The organism is Campylobacter concisus (assembly GCF_050447485.1).
GTDB lineage: Bacteria > Campylobacterota > Campylobacteria > Campylobacterales > Campylobacteraceae > Campylobacter_A > Campylobacter_A concisus_BQ.
This window is the reverse complement of the sequence record NZ_JALMFY010000001.1, coordinates 525,474-540,731: the sequence shown is the minus strand read 5'-3', so window position 1 is coordinate 540,731 and position 15,258 is coordinate 525,474. Positions and strand designations below refer to the sequence as shown.

The following is a 15,258-nucleotide window of genomic DNA, read 5'->3' as shown; positions in this document are numbered from 1 at the left end:
AAAATAGCTTAAAATTCTTAAAAGGTTACATCAATGGATAAAGCTACCATACAAGCACATAAAATCAGCGATGAAGAGTATGAGGAGATCTTAAAAATTTTAGGCCGTGAGCCAAATTTACTAGAGCTTGGCATATTTTCAGCGATGTGGAGCGAGCACTGCAGCTACAAATCAAGCAAAAAATACCTAAACGGCTTTCCGACAAAGGCACCATGGGTTATCCAAGGACCTGGCGAAAATGCCGGCGTCATCGACGTTGGCGACGGGATAGCAGCTGTATTTAAGATGGAGAGCCACAACCACCCAAGCTTTATCGAGCCGTTTCAGGGCGCTGCAACTGGCGTTGGTGGAATTTTAAGAGACGTCTTTACGATGGGCGCAAGAGTTGTTGCGAATATGAACTCGCTTCGTTTTGGCGAGATAAGAGGCGAGGGTGAGCTAGCCAAAAAGCATAGATATTTGTTAAAAGGAAGTGTAGCTGGCATAGGACACTACGGCAACTGCATGGGCATCCCAACGATCGGCGGCGAAACCACCTTTGATCCTAGCTTTAATGGCAATATCCTAATCAACGCCTTCGCGCTTGGTCTTTGCAAGAGTGATGAAATTTTCTACGGCAAGGCTGAAGGTGTGGGCAACCCAGTCATTTACGTGGGCTCAAAGACCGGCAGAGACGGACTTGGTGGCGCTGTGATGGCGAGTGATAGCTTTAACGATGAAAATAAATCACTTCGCCCAACTGTGCAAGTGGGCGACCCATTTGCTGAGAAGCTGCTTATGGAAGCTTGCTTAGAGCTCTTTAAAAAAGACTATATCATAGGCATCCAAGATATGGGTGCAGCAGGGCTTACAAGCTCTAGCTTTGAGATGGCTGGTAGAAGTGGCAGCGGTATGAAGATGTATCTAGACCGCGTACCGATGCGCGAAGTTGGCATGACGCCTTATGAGCTAATGCTAAGCGAGTCTCAAGAGCGTATGCTAATATGCGCCAAAAAAGGTTTTGAGCAAAAGGTGCTTGAAATTTTTAGAAAGTGGGACCTTGACGCTGAGATCATCGGCGAGGTCACAAGTAGCGGCGTGATGCAGCTTTACTGGCATGATGAACTTGCAGGCGAAATCCCTATCGGACCACTTAGCGAGGCAGCTCCGGTGCTTGACCGCCCAGTCGCACGTCCAAAATATCTTGATGAGATAGCAAATTTAAAAATTCCAAATAATGTTGATAACAAAAGCGCATTTTTCAAGCTTTTAAAAGAGCCAGAAGTGCTAAATAAAAGCTTTATCTACGACCAATACGACGCAAATATACAGACAAACACGATAAAACAGCCTGGCTGCTTGGGCGCTGCAAGTATCAGAGTAAAAGGTACTAAAAAGGCCGTCTCTATGGCTGCGCAGTGCGATCCTAGAGCAAATTTTGTTGATCCAAAAATAGGCGCTGCAAGAGCCGTCGCTGCAGCTGGTAGAAAGGTAGCTATGAGCGGCGCTATGCCACTTGCTATCACCGACTGCCTAAACTACGGCAACCCGCAAAATCCAGAGGTAATGTGGCAGTTTAAAGAGGGCTGCGAGGGCATAAAAGAGGCTTGCCGTGAGCTAAATACGCCAGTTGTTAGCGGTAATGTGAGCCTTTATAACGACACCGACGGCGTTAGCGTCTATCCAACACCAGCCATCGTAACGGTTGGCGTAAATGAAGATGCAAATTTAAACCTAAAGAGCACATTTTTAAGCGAGGGCAGGGCGATTTACTTGCTTGGCGAGACAAGTGGAGAATTTGCAGCTTCTCTTTACGCAAAGGCGCTATTTAACGTGGTTGGCGGTAAGCTAAAAGAGGTTGATTATAAAGCTGAGCGAGCCCTTTGGGACCTAGTGATAGAGGCAAATAAAGAGCAAATTTTAGAGTTTGCAAATAGCGTAGGCGTAGGCGGTCTTGCTATCACGCTGGCAAAAATGGCTAGCATCTCAAACATCGGCGTAAATTGTGAAGTTAAATTTAACGAGCCAAATTTCATCTTTGATGAGAGCTTTTCAAGAGCGGTTGTGGGCGTGAAAGATGAGGCTAAATTTGAAGCGCTTGCGGCTAAATTTGGTGTGAAATTTGAAAAGATCGGCGTTAGCGGAGGCAAGAGATTTAAGCTAAATGAGATAGATGAGAGCTTAGAGGACGTAAGAGAAATTTATCTAAATGAGTTTGCGAAAATCGTAAAAAAGGAGGACTAAGAGATGTTTTCTAAAAAGGAAAAAGTAAGCGGGGAAAAGGAAGTAGAGCAAAACGAGAAAAAGGGCGTGGCAAAACCGCCAGTGCTCTTTAGCGATACTCAAAATTTGATAAGTACGATCGAAAAAAGGCTAAATGCCCCTTTGATAACCTACTACAACTCAAACGCTGGTAATGTCTGCGGCAACGATGCAAGCGCAATGTATGAAATTTTAAAGGGTAAAAAGATAGACACTGCTTATCTTTTCATAAAAAGTGATGGTGGAAGCGGTATAGCCGCACTTAGGATCATTAGCACCCTTAGAAACTACTGCAAAAATTTAATAGCACTGATCCCATCAAACTGCGCTTCAGCTGCTACGATGATGGCGCTTGGAGCAAACGAGATCGTCATGGGTCCGCTTGCCTATCTAACGCCAGTTGATACCTCTTTAAAACACGAGCTAAGCCCTACAAACAAAGGTAACGAGCTTGTTAGCGTCTCAATGGACGAGCTTAGCCGTGTGGTGAAGCTTTGGAAAGAGCAGGATAAAGATAGACCAAACGACACAAACCCCTATAACTCGCTATATGAATATATCCATCCGCTAGTTTTTGGTGCGGTTGATCGTGCTAGCTCGCTCTCACTTAAAATTTGCTCTGAGCTGCTTAGATATCACATAGATGATGACAAAAAGATCGTTGAAATTTCAGAGCGACTAAACGCAGACTACCCAGCGCACGAGTATCCGATCCTCTTTCGCGAGGCGCAGGAGATCGGCCTGCATGTCAAAAAAATGGACGATGATCTAAACGAGATGCTTCAGGAGCTAACGCTGCTTTACTCGGAGATGGGACAGCGAGCCTTCACCGACTACGATGAGAACAGCTATCACGATAATAACATCGCAAACATCATCGAGACAAACGGCAAGCAAATTTACTATCAGATCGATAAAGACTGGTTTTATCGTCCTGAGGAGCGCCGCTGGAACGTGATGAACGATGAGAGCTCATGGCGCAAAAATGAGCTAGTAAATGGCAAGATAAAAAATACGATCTATCACTTGTGGTAATATGTCTGGAGTCCTGTTTTTACTGATATTAGGCGGTGCGATATTTTTATTTATGAATGTCCAAATAGGTAGTAACCGCAAGAAACAAGCAAATGTAAATGAGGCTAAATTTCTAGTCTCACTGCTTGCAAAAGTTGCTAAAAGTGACGGCAGAGTAAGTGAGCTAGAGGCTAGGCTGATCACTCAAGTGCTTGATGATCTAAGCCAGAAAGTTAGCGGTGTGCGTGAGTATCTAAAAGAGGTCTATAACAGCCAAAAAGAAAATGTAGATAACGCCTATGAAACCGCCAGAAACTACAAGCGCGCGTTTAATCTAAACTACGATACCTGCGTGGCTAGGCTCACTTTTTTTCTAAATTTAGCCTATATAGACGGAGAATTTAACAAAAGCGAGCAAGACGTCATAAGAAATATCGCTTATGGATTTGGCATCGACAAAGAGACGCTTGATGAGATAATCTTTAAATTTGATAGCTTTTATGGCTCGAGATTTGGAGCGGATCACGATGAGATAAGCCAAGAAAACGATGCATTTGAGGTTTTAGGACTTAGTAAAAATGCAAGCCTCGATGATGTAAAGGCTCGCTACAAAGAGCTTGTGAGGCAGTATCACCCTGACATTTTGATGGGCAGGGGCGAGAGCAAAGAGGTGATAGAGCGCTCTACTAAGAAGCTTCAGGAGATAAATGAGGCTTATGGGCGATTAAAAGAGAAATTTGGAGTTTAGATGAAGAAATTTGTGATTTTGCTGTTAGCGGTGGCTGGCTTTTGCAGAGAGCTAAACGTGAGCGATCTTGATGGAAATGAGATCAAATTTGAGCTAAAAGATAGCGCACTTTATGAAAATGGCAAAAAGATCGGCGAATACAATAAGACAAGCGCTGCTAGCATCATCCTAGCTGGTAGTGATGGTGCGGAGGCTGATTTTAAGGCAGTTAGAGCTAAAAATTTAAATGAGTTTAAAGAGTATATATTTTCAGATGAGGGCGGCATAAAGGTGGTGAAATTTAGCGCTAAAAACCCAATCTGCGAGGCATTTAGTAAAAAAGAGCCTGTAAATTTAAGCGTGCTAAGTTCAAGTTATTTTAGTGGCAAGCAAATTTCAAACTATGCTTTTAGTGTGGATATCGCAGGCGGCGAGTTTCGAAATTTGATTAAAAAGAGCCACTTTGCAGTAAATGCTAGCGGCAAAAGTTTAGAAAAACTAGAAAATTTAACAGAAGAAAATATCAAAAAAGACACAGCCATGGGGCTACTTGTGCTTGAAAAAGCGATGTGTTTGGCGGAGAAATAAAATAAATTTAATCAATCTAAAGGAGAAAAAATGAGAGCGTTGCTTAGCGTTAGCGATAAAGAGGGCATTGTAGAGTTTGCAAAGGGGCTAGAAGAGCTTGGCTGGCAGATACTTTCAACTGGTGGCACCTACAAACTTTTAAAGAGCGAGGGCGTCAAAGCCACTGAGGTTAGCGAATTTACGGCGTCGCCTGAGATGTTTGAGGGCAGGGTAAAGACCCTTCATCCAAAGATACACGGTGGCATCTTGCACAAACGCGATGACGCTACACACGTGGCTCAGGCAAAGGAGTATGGCATCGAGGGCATCGACCTAGTTTGCGTAAATTTATATCCTTTTAAAGAGACTACCATCAGGACCGATGACTTTGCCGAGATCATCGAAAATATCGACATCGGCGGCCCAGCCATGGTAAGAAGCGCTGCTAAAAACTTTAAAGACGTGCTCATAGTCACAAGCGTGCTTGACTACGATGAAATTTTAAAGCGCCTAAAAGAGAAAAGCGATGATTATGAGTTTAGAAGATCGCTGATGATAAAGGCGTTCGAGCATACAGCAGCCTACGACAGCACGATAGCAAACTATATGAATGATAGATTTAATGGCGGTTTTGGTGATGCTAGATTTATCGTGGGAAGCAAGGTTTTTGACACTAGATACGGCGAAAATCCACACCAAAAAGGCGCGCTTTATGAGTTTGATTATTTCTTCACAAACAACTTTAGAGCCTTAAAAGGCGAGGCAAGTTTCAATAACATGACCGATATAAATGGCGCGCTAATGCTTGCAACTAGCTTTGATGACGCGCCAGCAGTGGCTATCATCAAGCACGCTAATCCTTGCGGTTTTGCGGTAAAAGATACGTTGCTTGAGAGCTACGTAGCAGCGCTTAAGTGCGACCCGATCTCGGCATACGGCGGTGTGGTGGCGATAAATGGCACACTTGATGAGGAGCTTGCTAAAAAGATAAATGAAATTTACGTTGAAGTAATCATCGCTGCAAATGTCGATGATGCCGCGCTTAAGGTGTTTGAGAGCAAAAAGCGCATCAAAATTTTCACTCAGGATAATAAATTTTTAGTACGCGCAAATGATAAATTTGACTTTAAGCACATCGATGGTGGATTTGTATTTCAAGAAAGAGACTTCGTAAAAGACGAAGAGCTTGAAAACATGAAGCAAATGAGCAAGAAATTTGCAACTGGTAGCGAGCTAAAAGACGCTCAGATAGCGTGGAAAGTGGCTGCACTAACGAAGAGTAACTGCGTAGTTTATGTAAAAGATGGCGCTATGGTGGCTATTGGCATGGGTATGACTAGCCGCGTGGATGCTGCTCGTGCGGCCGTGGCAAAGGCAAAAGAGCTAAAGATCGATCTAAGTGGCTGCGTGCTTGCAAGCGAGGCGTTCTTTCCGTTTAGAGATAGCATCGACATCGCCAGCAAAGTGGGCGTAAAATGCGTCATCGAGCCAGGCGGCAGCATCAGAGATGATGAGGTGATAGAGGCTGCCGATGAACACGGCATGTCGCTATATTTCACTGGCGTTAGACACTTTTTACACTAAAATTTAGGGGCGTTTGCCCCTTACTTCACACTTTATAACTTTAAATTTTATATAATCCTTCAAAAAAGGAGCTCTCATGAAAAAGATATTAAATTTTCTCTTGGTTTTGGCGGTATTTTTGGGTGTAAATTTGACTGCAAAAGATGAGTTTTTAAAGGAGCAGACGATGGCAGGGCAAAATTTAAAAGAAATTTATTTAGCAGGTGGCTGCTTTTGGGGCATGCAGGGATATTTTAAAAAGATATTTGGCGTGGTGGATACGAAGGTGGGCTACGCAAATGGTAAGAGCGAGAGCACGAGCTACCAGGGGCTTCATGAGAGCGACCATGCCGAGACACTTTATGTGAAATTTGATGAAAACAGGGTCGCTTTGGCTGAAATTTTGGCTCATTTTTTTAGAGTGATCGACCCGACCTCGCTAAATAAACAGGGCAATGACGTCGGCAGGCAGTATAGAAGCGGGATTTACTATGTTAGCAAGGACGATCTGCCAGTTATTGAGAGCTTTATTAAGATAGAGCAAAAGAAATTTAAAGATAAGATTGTAGTTGAGGTAGCACCTCTTAAAAATTTCGTCATTGCCGAGGAGTATCACCAAGACTATCTTGACAAAAACCCTTTTGGATACTGCCACATCGATCTAAATTTGGCGAGCAAGCCGCTTTATGATGAGGCTAAATTTAAGCCGCTTAGCAAAGAGGAGCTAAAGAGAAATTTAAGCAGCGAGCAGTATGCCGTGACGCAGGAGGCGGCGACTGAGAGGCCATTTAGCAGCGAGTATGATAAATTTGACAAAAAGGGTATCTATGTCGATATCACCAGTGGCAAGCCACTCTTTTCAAGCGCTGATAAATTTGACGCAGGGTGTGGCTGGCCAAGTTTTACAAAACCTATAACGACAACGGCGCTTGCGTATAAAGAAGACAACTCTTTTATGATGAAAAGGGTAGAGGTGAGGTCTCAAAACAGCGATGCGCACCTTGGGCATGTCTTTGATGACGGACCAAGCGACAAGGGCGGACTAAGGTATTGTATAAACGGCGCAAGCCTTAAATTTATACCGCTTGAGGATATGGCTAGGCTTGGATACGAGGAGTTTATCCCTTACGTCAAGTAGCTTTTGTTGAAGCAAATCAATGGTTTGAAAAGTTTAATCAGAGTATAATTCTCCAAAATCAAAAGGAGAAAAAATGAGTGAATTTTTCAAAAATGCAGAGCAGTTTAACGTCGATGGTGCGACGGTGCCGTTTTATAAATTTAGTGAAAATGGTGTAAGCTTTGTGGGCTTTGACTCACGTCCTTGCGTGCCGCCTGAGCCTATGGTAAATGCGCTTTTAGCTATCAAATTTGCCGATAAAAACACAAAGATCGTGATGGTAAATCACAAATTTCCAGCTGGGCTCATCCCTAAGATAGAAAAGAGCTTTGATATTAAGCGAGAGGACCTTGAGGGCGGAGCTGTGAAGATGACTTTTAGCCTAAAAGAGGGTGCGAGCATAGAAAACATAGACAACAGCCTTTGCCACTAATATGCTTTTAAACACTTATGCGCCGCCATTTAAGCTAGTTGGCGGCTACTTTATCGCTGGCATTTTTTTCTTAGCGCTTAGCGCCCCGGCCTTTTTTTACGCTGATTTTGAGGCGATTAGCTCGCTAAATACGGCTGGCTTTTTGCATATATTTTTCGTGGGTTTTGTGATGAGCATCATCATCGGAGCGCTCTATCAGCTAACCTCAGTCATCTTAGAAAAGCCGTTTTTCACGGTCAAAGGGGCTATTTTAAATTTAGCCATTTTTTGCCTGTCGCTACTTGCTATGAGCTATGCGATGATATTTGGCGAGGGTCAAATTTTACAAATCAGCGCAGTTTTGTTATTTTTCTCGCTCGTATTTTTTGGCTCGACTTATGCACTAAGCTTTTTAAATAATCAAAAAAGAAGCTTTGCCGCCTTTGCACTCTTTGCCTCGGCGATATTTTTGCTAGTTGGCATAACGCTTGGATTTTGCCTAGTGATGATACTTGGCGGCACGCTTATGCTTGATTTTATGATGACGCTAAAATTTCATGTATATTTTGTGCTGGGCTTTGTATTTTTTGTCATACTTGGGGCTGCAAGCGTGCTTTTACCGATGTTTGCGCTGGCGCATGATCTTAAATTTACACTTAGTAAGGCTTCACTTGCCTGCTATATTTTAGCTGGAGTTTTGCTGGCAATAGATGAAAATTTAGCTATTTTTGCGGTGGCTGTGGCGGCTTTGCTTTTTATAGCTCAAGCGTTTTATATCTTAAAAAAGCGCGTGAGAAAGGCGTATGACTATTGGAATGTAAATATTGCTCTTTCGCTGCTTGCCTTGCTTTGCGCTGCTATATTTATGGTTTTTGAAAAGCTAAATTTGGCTGCATTTTTTATGATATATGGCTTTTTGTTTGCCTTTATTGTGGCTCATCTTTATAAGATCGCGCCATTTCTCATCTGGTATCACTATGTGGCGCCATTTGTTGGCAAGGCAAAAGTGCCGCTGCTTGATGCGATGATATTAAAAAAGGCGGCTTATTACGCCATAGCTTTTAACACCATTTCGCTTGTGTGCTATCCTTTGGCGGTTAGCTTTGAGATGAGAAATTTGGTCTATGCAAGTATGATTTTTATGGTTTTAAGCATCATTTTACTTGCTGTAAATATGATAAATGTTTTTAAATTTACTGGTTTTAAAGGATAAAAAAATGAAAGAAAAAATTTATGATGCTCTGTCAAATATCGTCGATCCAGAGGTTGGCTTTGACATCGTTTCGCTTGGGCTCATATATGATGCGAGCTGCGATGAAAACGGCAAAGCAAAGGTGACGATGACACTTTCAACCAAGTCTTGTCCGCTTCATGAGATGATACTTGGCTGGGTTGAAACGGCTGTGCTTGGTGTAGAGGGCGTAAAAGAGTGCGAGATAGACCTAGTTTGGGAGCCAGAGTGGAATATCCAAATGGCAAGCGATTTTGTAAAAGCACAACTTGGAGTGAATTAAAATTTATTGGCTAGAAATTTAGCTTAGCTAGCAAATTTCTAGCTTTTCTACTTAAATTTCTACTTTAAATTTTAAAAATATCATAAAAGCGTAGTTAAATTTTTTTGGTAATGCTTAAGCTCTTTAATAAATTTACAAATAAATTTATGCAAGTAAAAGCTAAAAAATATAATGCAAGTTTTAGAATATAATTTTAAGTGTTTGCTGGATTATGGTTAAAATTTTGAATATATTAAAAGGTAAATTGCAAGATAAACTTGCAATTTAACAGGAGAATTTTTAGTTAGGACTTAGTCCATTTGGTGGCGAAGATATGATGGGATATCTAGCTGAGAGATGTACTCGTCGCTGTTATATCCGCCACTTACTCTTCTTTTTAAAACAATATTTTTATTTAAAAGATCGTTTTCAGGCTCTTGGGCTATTTTTTTTTCTTCGCTTTCTTTTTCAGTACCTTTAAATCCAGTTGCGATGATAGTAACTTCGACTTTATTGTCTTCTATGTTTTCATCAGTTGTTGTACCAAAGATCACATCAGCATCATCATCAGATGCCTCTTCGATCATTGACATAGCGCTATGAAGGTCATCAAGTGAGCAGTTTGGATGCATTTTGAAATGAACTAAAACGCCAAGTGCTCCGTTTATGTTCATGTTGTCAAGTAGTGGTGATTGGATAGCATTTTTGATGGCTTCTTGAGCTGCACCCTCGCCATAAGCCTCGCCAACGCCCATCAAAGCATGACCTCTGTGGCTCATAACTGTTTTTACGTCAGCAAAGTCAAGGTTGATATCGCTAACACCAGAGTCAAGCACGATAGAGCACATACCATTTACTGCTCTTGCAAGCACTTCATCAACCATTTTAAAGCTCTCTTTGATGCCTGATTTTTTATCTATCAAAGTTAAAAGTCTGTCGTTTGGTATGATAACGATAGAGTCGCTCTCTTTTCTAAGCTCGCTTAGACCTATATCTGCTAGCTTGCTACGTTTTTTACCCTCAAATGAAAAAGGCATAGTAACAACTGCAACTGTTAGCGCACCTATCTCTTTTGCAGCTTGTGCAACAACCGGAGCAGCACCTGTACCTGTACCACCGCCAAGACCTGAAGCGATAAACACAACATCAGAAGTTTCAAGAGCGCTTTTTATCTCTTCGTAGCTCTCTTGTGCAGCTTCTTTGCCAATCTCTGGTCTCATACCAGCGCCAAGACCTTTTGTCTTTTTTTCACCAAGCTGTATCTTTGTGTGTGCAGGAGAATTGTCAAGTGCCTTAGCATCTGTGTTTGCTATCATTAGATCGATGTCTAAATTTGGATTCTCTCTGATGATGTGGTTTATCATATTACCACCACCACCACCTACGCCTACTACCTTTATCTTTGCGCTATATAGGCTCTTGTTCTCTTCGATTGTGAAACTGTTGCTCATAGTAAAAATTCTCCTCAAAATAGTTGTGTCATGCTGTGCCAAAATTTCTTTAAAGCACTTGGTTTTTTTTCTTGCTTGCTTATATCAGCAATATTTGCAAGCTCGTTTTTGTTGTTTGTTTGCTCTAAATTTATATCCATATTTACAAGCTCAATGCCCTCTTCAAAATCATCTTTTTCCTGTTTTTTTGCTTCAAATTTCTCTTTTTTCTCTTCTTCAAAAATGTTGAAATTTGTTTTTGGCTTTGATCTTAATTCACCTTTATATCTCATCTTTTTTTCTGAGTCTATCTCATAAGGTGTAAATTCTCCAGCGCCATACATACAAAGTCCTATGGCACAAGAATTTGCCGGATCTCTTAAAATTTCATATAAACCATTCATCTCTTTTGGTCTAGCGATCCTAACTGGCATGTTGTCAAATATCGCAGAAGCTAAGTCTTTTAGTCCATCAAGTTTTGTCATGCCGCCAGTTAGTACTATGCCAGCACCAACAAGATCTTTGTATCCACTATCTTCAAGCATATTTGCAAGCACCATCACAGTCTCTTCTGCTCTAGCTGAGATGACATTTGATATAACATCAAGTGAAACTTCGTGAGTTTTTTGCTCATCACCAAGCCTAGGAAGCTCGATAAGATCAACTGATTTATTTACTAGCTTGCCATATTCTAGTTTTATCTCTTCAGCTTTTGGTAAAGGAGTATGAAGTGCCATTGAAAGATCTATGGTTATATTTGCTGAGCCAACGTGTAGATATGAGTTGTATCTTAGTGAATTTCCAGCATGCACTACCATATTACATGTCTCGCCGCCCATATCTATAAGCGCAACACCAAGTTCTTTTTCGTCTTTTGTTAGTGTTGCTATGGCTGAAGCATAACCAGAAAGAACTACATTATCAACCTGCACGCCTGCTAAATTTATAGCTTTTCTTAGGTTGCTAAGTTGTGATTTTTGAATGCTTATGATATGTGTTTGCACTTCAAGTCTAGTGCCATTCATGCCGATAGGATCTTCTATAAATTCTTGTCCATCTACTTTAAAGTTGTAAGGTAAGACATGAAGTTTTTCATATTCTGGTGAAGTCTCGGCATTGTGATCTGCCATCTGCATAGCACGCTCTATCTCTTTTATGCCTATTTCATGATTTGGTATATTTACTACGCCACTGCTATTTACGCTTTTAGTATATTTTCCGGATATTGAAACCACTACTCTTTCATAGTGTGTGCCTGCAACTTTTTGTGCTTCTATGAGTGCATTTTTTATAGACTTTGCAGCTAGTTCAATGTTATTTATAGCACCCTTTTTTATGCCTTGTGCTTTTTCTGTGCCTATTCCTATTATCTTTATACCATCATCATTTTGTTCTGCTATCACAGCACAAATTTGAAATGATCCGACATCTATGCCTAAAATTCTAGTACTCAAAATTTTTACCTTTTGACATATTCTTTAACTTCATAATATTTTAGAAGTTTGTTTGTTAAATCTTTTATCAACTCATTGTTTTTAAGCATTGCAACATTTTGTTGTGTTATTTGCTTATAGTTGTTATTTATATTGTTAGTAAGCAATCTTTGTTCCAAAATATCGTACACTACGGCTTTGTCATCTAATATAACATAACCTTTTGTATTGTTAGTATCAAAAAGTTGAGATACAAAAGCTCTTGTATCGCTCTCATTTAAGCCCGCAATAGAGCCATTTACCTCTCTGCTAACAAAGCCAACATCTGTGCCTTTAAAGTTTTGTAGGGCCTCTTTTGCTTTTGCTGTTAAAATTTCTTTTTCTTTTTTGCTTTTGTAAATTTCAAGTACATTAGCCCTTGCTTGTTCAAAGCTCATAGGTTGTGGAGGAGTTATACTTTTTATTCTAGCTATTAAATAGCCATCTTTGTAGATAAATGGTTTTATCACTTCGCCAACTTTTGCACCCTTGATCTCATCAAGTGAAAAAGTAGCGTTGTCCTCATTTACGCTTATAAAACCATTAGTTGCAAGTTCAGCTTTTTTGACAGCGACATACTTTTCTAAAGCGTTAGTTTTGCTTTGTTCTATGTTATAGTCTTTATTAACCTCAGCTTTTACCTCGCTAAAAGGTTTTATCTTATCATCAGATCCCTTGTATTTATCTTGGTTTTCATTATAGTAAGACTTTAAAACACTCTCGTTTGCATCACTTTTTTCTGACTTGACAAAGTATGTATCTATGCCATAAAGTGTCTTTGTCATATAGTTATTTTTATTTATCTCCCAAAGATTTTTTAGCTCTTTCTCATCTACTTTGATCTCGCTTTGATCAGCATTTACTACTTGCACAGCCAATTTGTCTTGCATGAAAAAGCTAGCTTCCATCATCGCAATATCTTCTTTACTTGCAGGCAAATTTAAAATAGTTCTAAGTTTGTCTAGTAGAATAGTTAGCTTTAGATTATCTTCAAAATCAGTTGGGTTTATCCTGGCTCTTCTAAGCACATCGTAGTATAAATTTTTGTCAAAAACGCCATCTTTTTGAAATGTTGGATCGACGATTATATATTTTAAAACGTCATCTTTATTAACACTAAGACCGATATCGTCTGCAAAATTTAGCAATAAATTTTCTTGGATAGTAGCCTGAAGTGCAGCATTTTCTAAGCCTAGTTCTTCAGCTTTCTCTTGAGTTAGTTTGCCTTCAAATACGTTATTGTAGTACTGATAAAGTCTATCGTATTTTTGTTGCAACTCTTGAACGCTTATGTTTCTATGTCCTACTTTAGCTACTGAAGTAGCTCTGTTGCTGTTTAGATCGTATGCGCCCCAGCCGACAAAACCAGCACCGACAAAGGCTATCGTGCTTACCCAAATTGTCACGACTAGGTATTTTTTATGTTTTTGCATCCAAGATAACATTAAGTTCTTCCTTTAAAATACTAACAAAGCTTGTGCGATATTTTATAGAAATTTGGCTTAAATAAGCTTAAAATGGGGCTTTATAAAAACGTTTCTTGCTAAATTTTTACTAACATTTTTTATCTTTGTTAGCAAAAATTTAAATGCTAAAATCGCTGTAATCACCAGTAAAATGAAGCAGTTTGCAGCTATTTTCTAACAAAGCTATATCTTTTGCAAGTAGCTGAGGGCTCCTGCTATACGCGTAAACGCCGTATCCTTTGATCACTACGACGTTAGTATTTTTCTCTATCATAGCTCTATAAATTTCTGTCTCAGCACGCTCATACCAGTCGTCAAACTGCTTTGGATCATAGACTAAAATTTCATTAAATCTCATACACCCAAAATAGTCTTTTGGTGCTATTTTTTCATGTTTCATTGCATAAGCTGTCGCATATGGAGGCATGGCGTAGCAGACAAATTTTGCTTCATTTATGTTTTTGTAGATATTTAAGTGTATATCAGCATCCAAACTCGCATCATTCCAGCGGTAGTCTTTTTTTGATGAAAGAAGCGTTAGATCGCTATCTTGCAAGTCGTCAAAAATGGCATTTTGCTTGTTGATGATAAATTGATTTTTTTCTACTCTTGCAGAGATAGAACCATGAAAAACACCAAAAAAATTCTTTCTAAACATCGAAAGAGATATCTTTTTTATCTCATTTGTTGAGTGCATTAAGTCCATTTTTTCTCCTATGTTTGGATGATTATATTTAAGCTATCTTAAAATTTGTGTAAAATTTTATGTAATGATAGCTTTTTAAGTAAAATTTCGATAAATTTTCACACTAATTTCATTAAAGAGGCAGTGTTGCAAAGTCCGCATATTAGCGTTTTACTTGACGAAGTTTTATCTTTTTTTAAAGATCTGCGTGGAAATTTTATAGATTGCACGCTTGGATATGCTGGACACTCTAGTGCCATTTTGTCTCAAAATGAAAATTTAAATTTGATCGCTTGCGACAAAGACAACGAAGCTATAAACTTCTCACTCAAAAAACTTGAGCCATTTGGCAGTAGAGTAAAAATTTATAAGAGCAATTTTTCTGAGCTTATTAGCAAGCTTAATAGCGATGAAATTTTAAATGTTAGAGGAATTTTAGCCGACATCGGCGTTAGTTCGCTTCAGATAGATAAAGATGATAGGGGTTTTAGCATCGGCTCAAACACTCTTGATATGCGTATGGATAAAGAGCGAAGTTTTAGCGCCTATGAGGTGGTAAATGGCTACTCGTTTGATGAGTTAGTTAGGATTTTTAGGGACTACGGTGAGCTAAAAAATGCCGCTGGGGTCGCAAACAAGATAATAAATGCTAGAAATTTAGACAAGATAACAAGTGCAAAAGAGCTTGCAAACATAATAGGCACAGCTCAGATAAAAGGGCGCGGTGTTAGCCCTGCGATACTGGCGTTTCAAGCGATCAGGATAGAGGTAAATGGCGAGCTAGACGAGCTAGCAAATTTGCTTGATAGCATAGAAAAGGGCGGTTTTAAGGATTGCTTGGTGGCGATTATTACATTTCACTCGCTTGAAGATAGGATCGTAAAAGAGCGCTTTAAAAAGTGGGCAAATAGCTGTATCTGCCCGCCTGGCGTCTATAGATGTGAGTGCGGAAATAACCACGAACTGGGCGAAATTTTAACTAAAAAGCCACTAACAGCGAGCCAAAGTGAGCTAGCGCAAAACTCACGAAGCAAGAGCGCAAAACTGCGTGTTTTTAAGATAAAGGGATAA

Annotated in this window: 14 protein-coding genes; 10 read left to right on the top strand and 4 right to left on the bottom strand. The window is 40.0% G+C overall.

Translation table 11 applies throughout. From position 1 onward, the window contains the following. Positions 1–33: 33 nt before the first annotated feature. From purL to MTT29_RS02725, 9 genes are all read left to right on the top strand, one after another. Positions 34–2,223, top strand: a complete 2,190-nt coding sequence (purL, locus tag MTT29_RS02765; protein WP_429799690.1) for a phosphoribosylformylglycinamidine synthase subunit PurL — start codon at positions 34–36, stop codon at positions 2,221–2,223. A 3-nt stretch (positions 2,224–2,226) separates the two neighbouring features. Continuing rightward, positions 2,227–3,276, top strand: coding sequence for an SDH family Clp fold serine proteinase (locus tag MTT29_RS02760; RefSeq protein ID WP_002940400.1), 1,050 nt, complete (start codon positions 2,227–2,229; stop codon positions 3,274–3,276). Between the two features lies 1 nt (position 3,277). Further along, positions 3,278–4,003: a TerB family tellurite resistance protein gene (locus MTT29_RS02755; RefSeq protein WP_103609626.1), complete on the top strand. Its 726-nt coding sequence runs from the start codon at positions 3,278–3,280 to the stop codon at positions 4,001–4,003. Beyond that, positions 4,004–4,570, top strand: coding sequence for a hypothetical protein (locus MTT29_RS02750; protein WP_103609625.1), 567 nt, complete (start codon positions 4,004–4,006; stop codon positions 4,568–4,570). A 30-nt stretch (positions 4,571–4,600) separates the two neighbouring features. Continuing rightward, entirely contained in the window at positions 4,601–6,133 is a 1,533-nt protein-coding gene (purH, locus tag MTT29_RS02745; RefSeq protein ID WP_103609624.1) for a bifunctional phosphoribosylaminoimidazolecarboxamide formyltransferase/IMP cyclohydrolase, read from the top strand. Between the two features lie 76 nt (positions 6,134–6,209). Further along, positions 6,210–7,250, top strand: coding sequence for a peptide-methionine (R)-S-oxide reductase MsrB (msrB, locus tag MTT29_RS02740; protein WP_429799689.1), 1,041 nt, complete (start codon positions 6,210–6,212; stop codon positions 7,248–7,250). Between the two features lie 73 nt (positions 7,251–7,323). Next, positions 7,324–7,662, top strand: coding sequence for a hypothetical protein (locus tag MTT29_RS02735; RefSeq protein WP_429799688.1), 339 nt, complete (start codon positions 7,324–7,326; stop codon positions 7,660–7,662). Between the two features lies 1 nt (position 7,663). Next, the gene (locus MTT29_RS02730; protein WP_429799687.1) at positions 7,664–8,854 is read left to right on the top strand and encodes a peptidase M50; all 1,191 of its coding nucleotides are present in this window, start codon (positions 7,664–7,666) and stop codon (positions 8,852–8,854) included. A gap of 4 nt (positions 8,855–8,858) precedes the next feature. Next, the gene (locus tag MTT29_RS02725; protein ID WP_012001609.1) at positions 8,859–9,155 is read left to right on the top strand and encodes a metal-sulfur cluster assembly factor; all 297 of its coding nucleotides are present in this window, start codon (positions 8,859–8,861) and stop codon (positions 9,153–9,155) included. A gap of 290 nt (positions 9,156–9,445) precedes the next feature. Here the strand turns inward: MTT29_RS02725 and ftsZ are convergent, their stop codons facing one another. From ftsZ to MTT29_RS02705, 4 genes are all read right to left on the bottom strand, one after another. Further along, a complete protein-coding gene (ftsZ, locus tag MTT29_RS02720) occupies positions 9,446–10,585 on the bottom strand; it encodes a cell division protein FtsZ (RefSeq protein ID WP_148785420.1) in 1,140 nt (379 codons plus the stop codon). 14 nt (positions 10,586–10,599) lie between these two features. Continuing rightward, on the bottom strand, positions 10,600–12,018 hold the full coding sequence (ftsA, locus tag MTT29_RS02715) for a cell division protein FtsA (RefSeq protein ID WP_429799686.1): 1,419 nt from the start codon (positions 12,016–12,018) through the stop codon (positions 10,600–10,602). A gap of 5 nt (positions 12,019–12,023) precedes the next feature. Next, positions 12,024–13,481, bottom strand: a complete 1,458-nt coding sequence (locus MTT29_RS02710; protein WP_429799685.1) for a SurA N-terminal domain-containing protein — start codon at positions 13,479–13,481, stop codon at positions 12,024–12,026. Positions 13,482–13,620: 139 nt separating this feature from the next. After that, positions 13,621–14,208, bottom strand: a complete 588-nt coding sequence (locus tag MTT29_RS02705) for a class II aldolase and adducin N-terminal domain-containing protein (protein WP_429799684.1) — start codon at positions 14,206–14,208, stop codon at positions 13,621–13,623. A gap of 126 nt (positions 14,209–14,334) precedes the next feature. Here MTT29_RS02705 and rsmH point away from each other — a divergent pair, with 126 nt between their 5' ends. After that, positions 14,335–15,258 carry a 16S rRNA (cytosine(1402)-N(4))-methyltransferase RsmH gene (gene rsmH, locus MTT29_RS02700; RefSeq protein ID WP_429799683.1) on the top strand — a complete coding sequence of 308 codons (924 nt, stop codon included), beginning with the start codon at positions 14,335–14,337 and terminating at the stop codon, positions 15,256–15,258.

Coding starts and splice junctions, on each gene's coding strand:
- purL (WP_429799690.1), top strand. CDS start 34: ATGGATAAAGCTACCATACAAGCACATAAAATCAGCGATGAAGAGTAT.
- MTT29_RS02760 (WP_002940400.1), top strand. CDS start 2,227: ATGTTTTCTAAAAAGGAAAAAGTAAGCGGGGAAAAGGAAGTAGAGCAA.
- MTT29_RS02755 (WP_103609626.1), top strand. CDS start 3,278: ATGTCTGGAGTCCTGTTTTTACTGATATTAGGCGGTGCGATATTTTTA.
- MTT29_RS02750 (WP_103609625.1), top strand. CDS start 4,004: ATGAAGAAATTTGTGATTTTGCTGTTAGCGGTGGCTGGCTTTTGCAGA.
- purH (WP_103609624.1), top strand. CDS start 4,601: ATGAGAGCGTTGCTTAGCGTTAGCGATAAAGAGGGCATTGTAGAGTTT.
- msrB (WP_429799689.1), top strand. CDS start 6,210: ATGAAAAAGATATTAAATTTTCTCTTGGTTTTGGCGGTATTTTTGGGT.
- MTT29_RS02735 (WP_429799688.1), top strand. CDS start 7,324: ATGAGTGAATTTTTCAAAAATGCAGAGCAGTTTAACGTCGATGGTGCG.
- MTT29_RS02730 (WP_429799687.1), top strand. CDS start 7,664: ATGCTTTTAAACACTTATGCGCCGCCATTTAAGCTAGTTGGCGGCTAC.
- MTT29_RS02725 (WP_012001609.1), top strand. CDS start 8,859: ATGAAAGAAAAAATTTATGATGCTCTGTCAAATATCGTCGATCCAGAG.
- ftsZ (WP_148785420.1), bottom strand. CDS start 10,585: ATGAGCAACAGTTTCACAATCGAAGAGAACAAGAGCCTATATAGCGCA.
- MTT29_RS02710 (WP_429799685.1), bottom strand. CDS start 13,481: ATGTTATCTTGGATGCAAAAACATAAAAAATACCTAGTCGTGACAATT.
- MTT29_RS02705 (WP_429799684.1), bottom strand. CDS start 14,208: ATGGACTTAATGCACTCAACAAATGAGATAAAAAAGATATCTCTTTCG.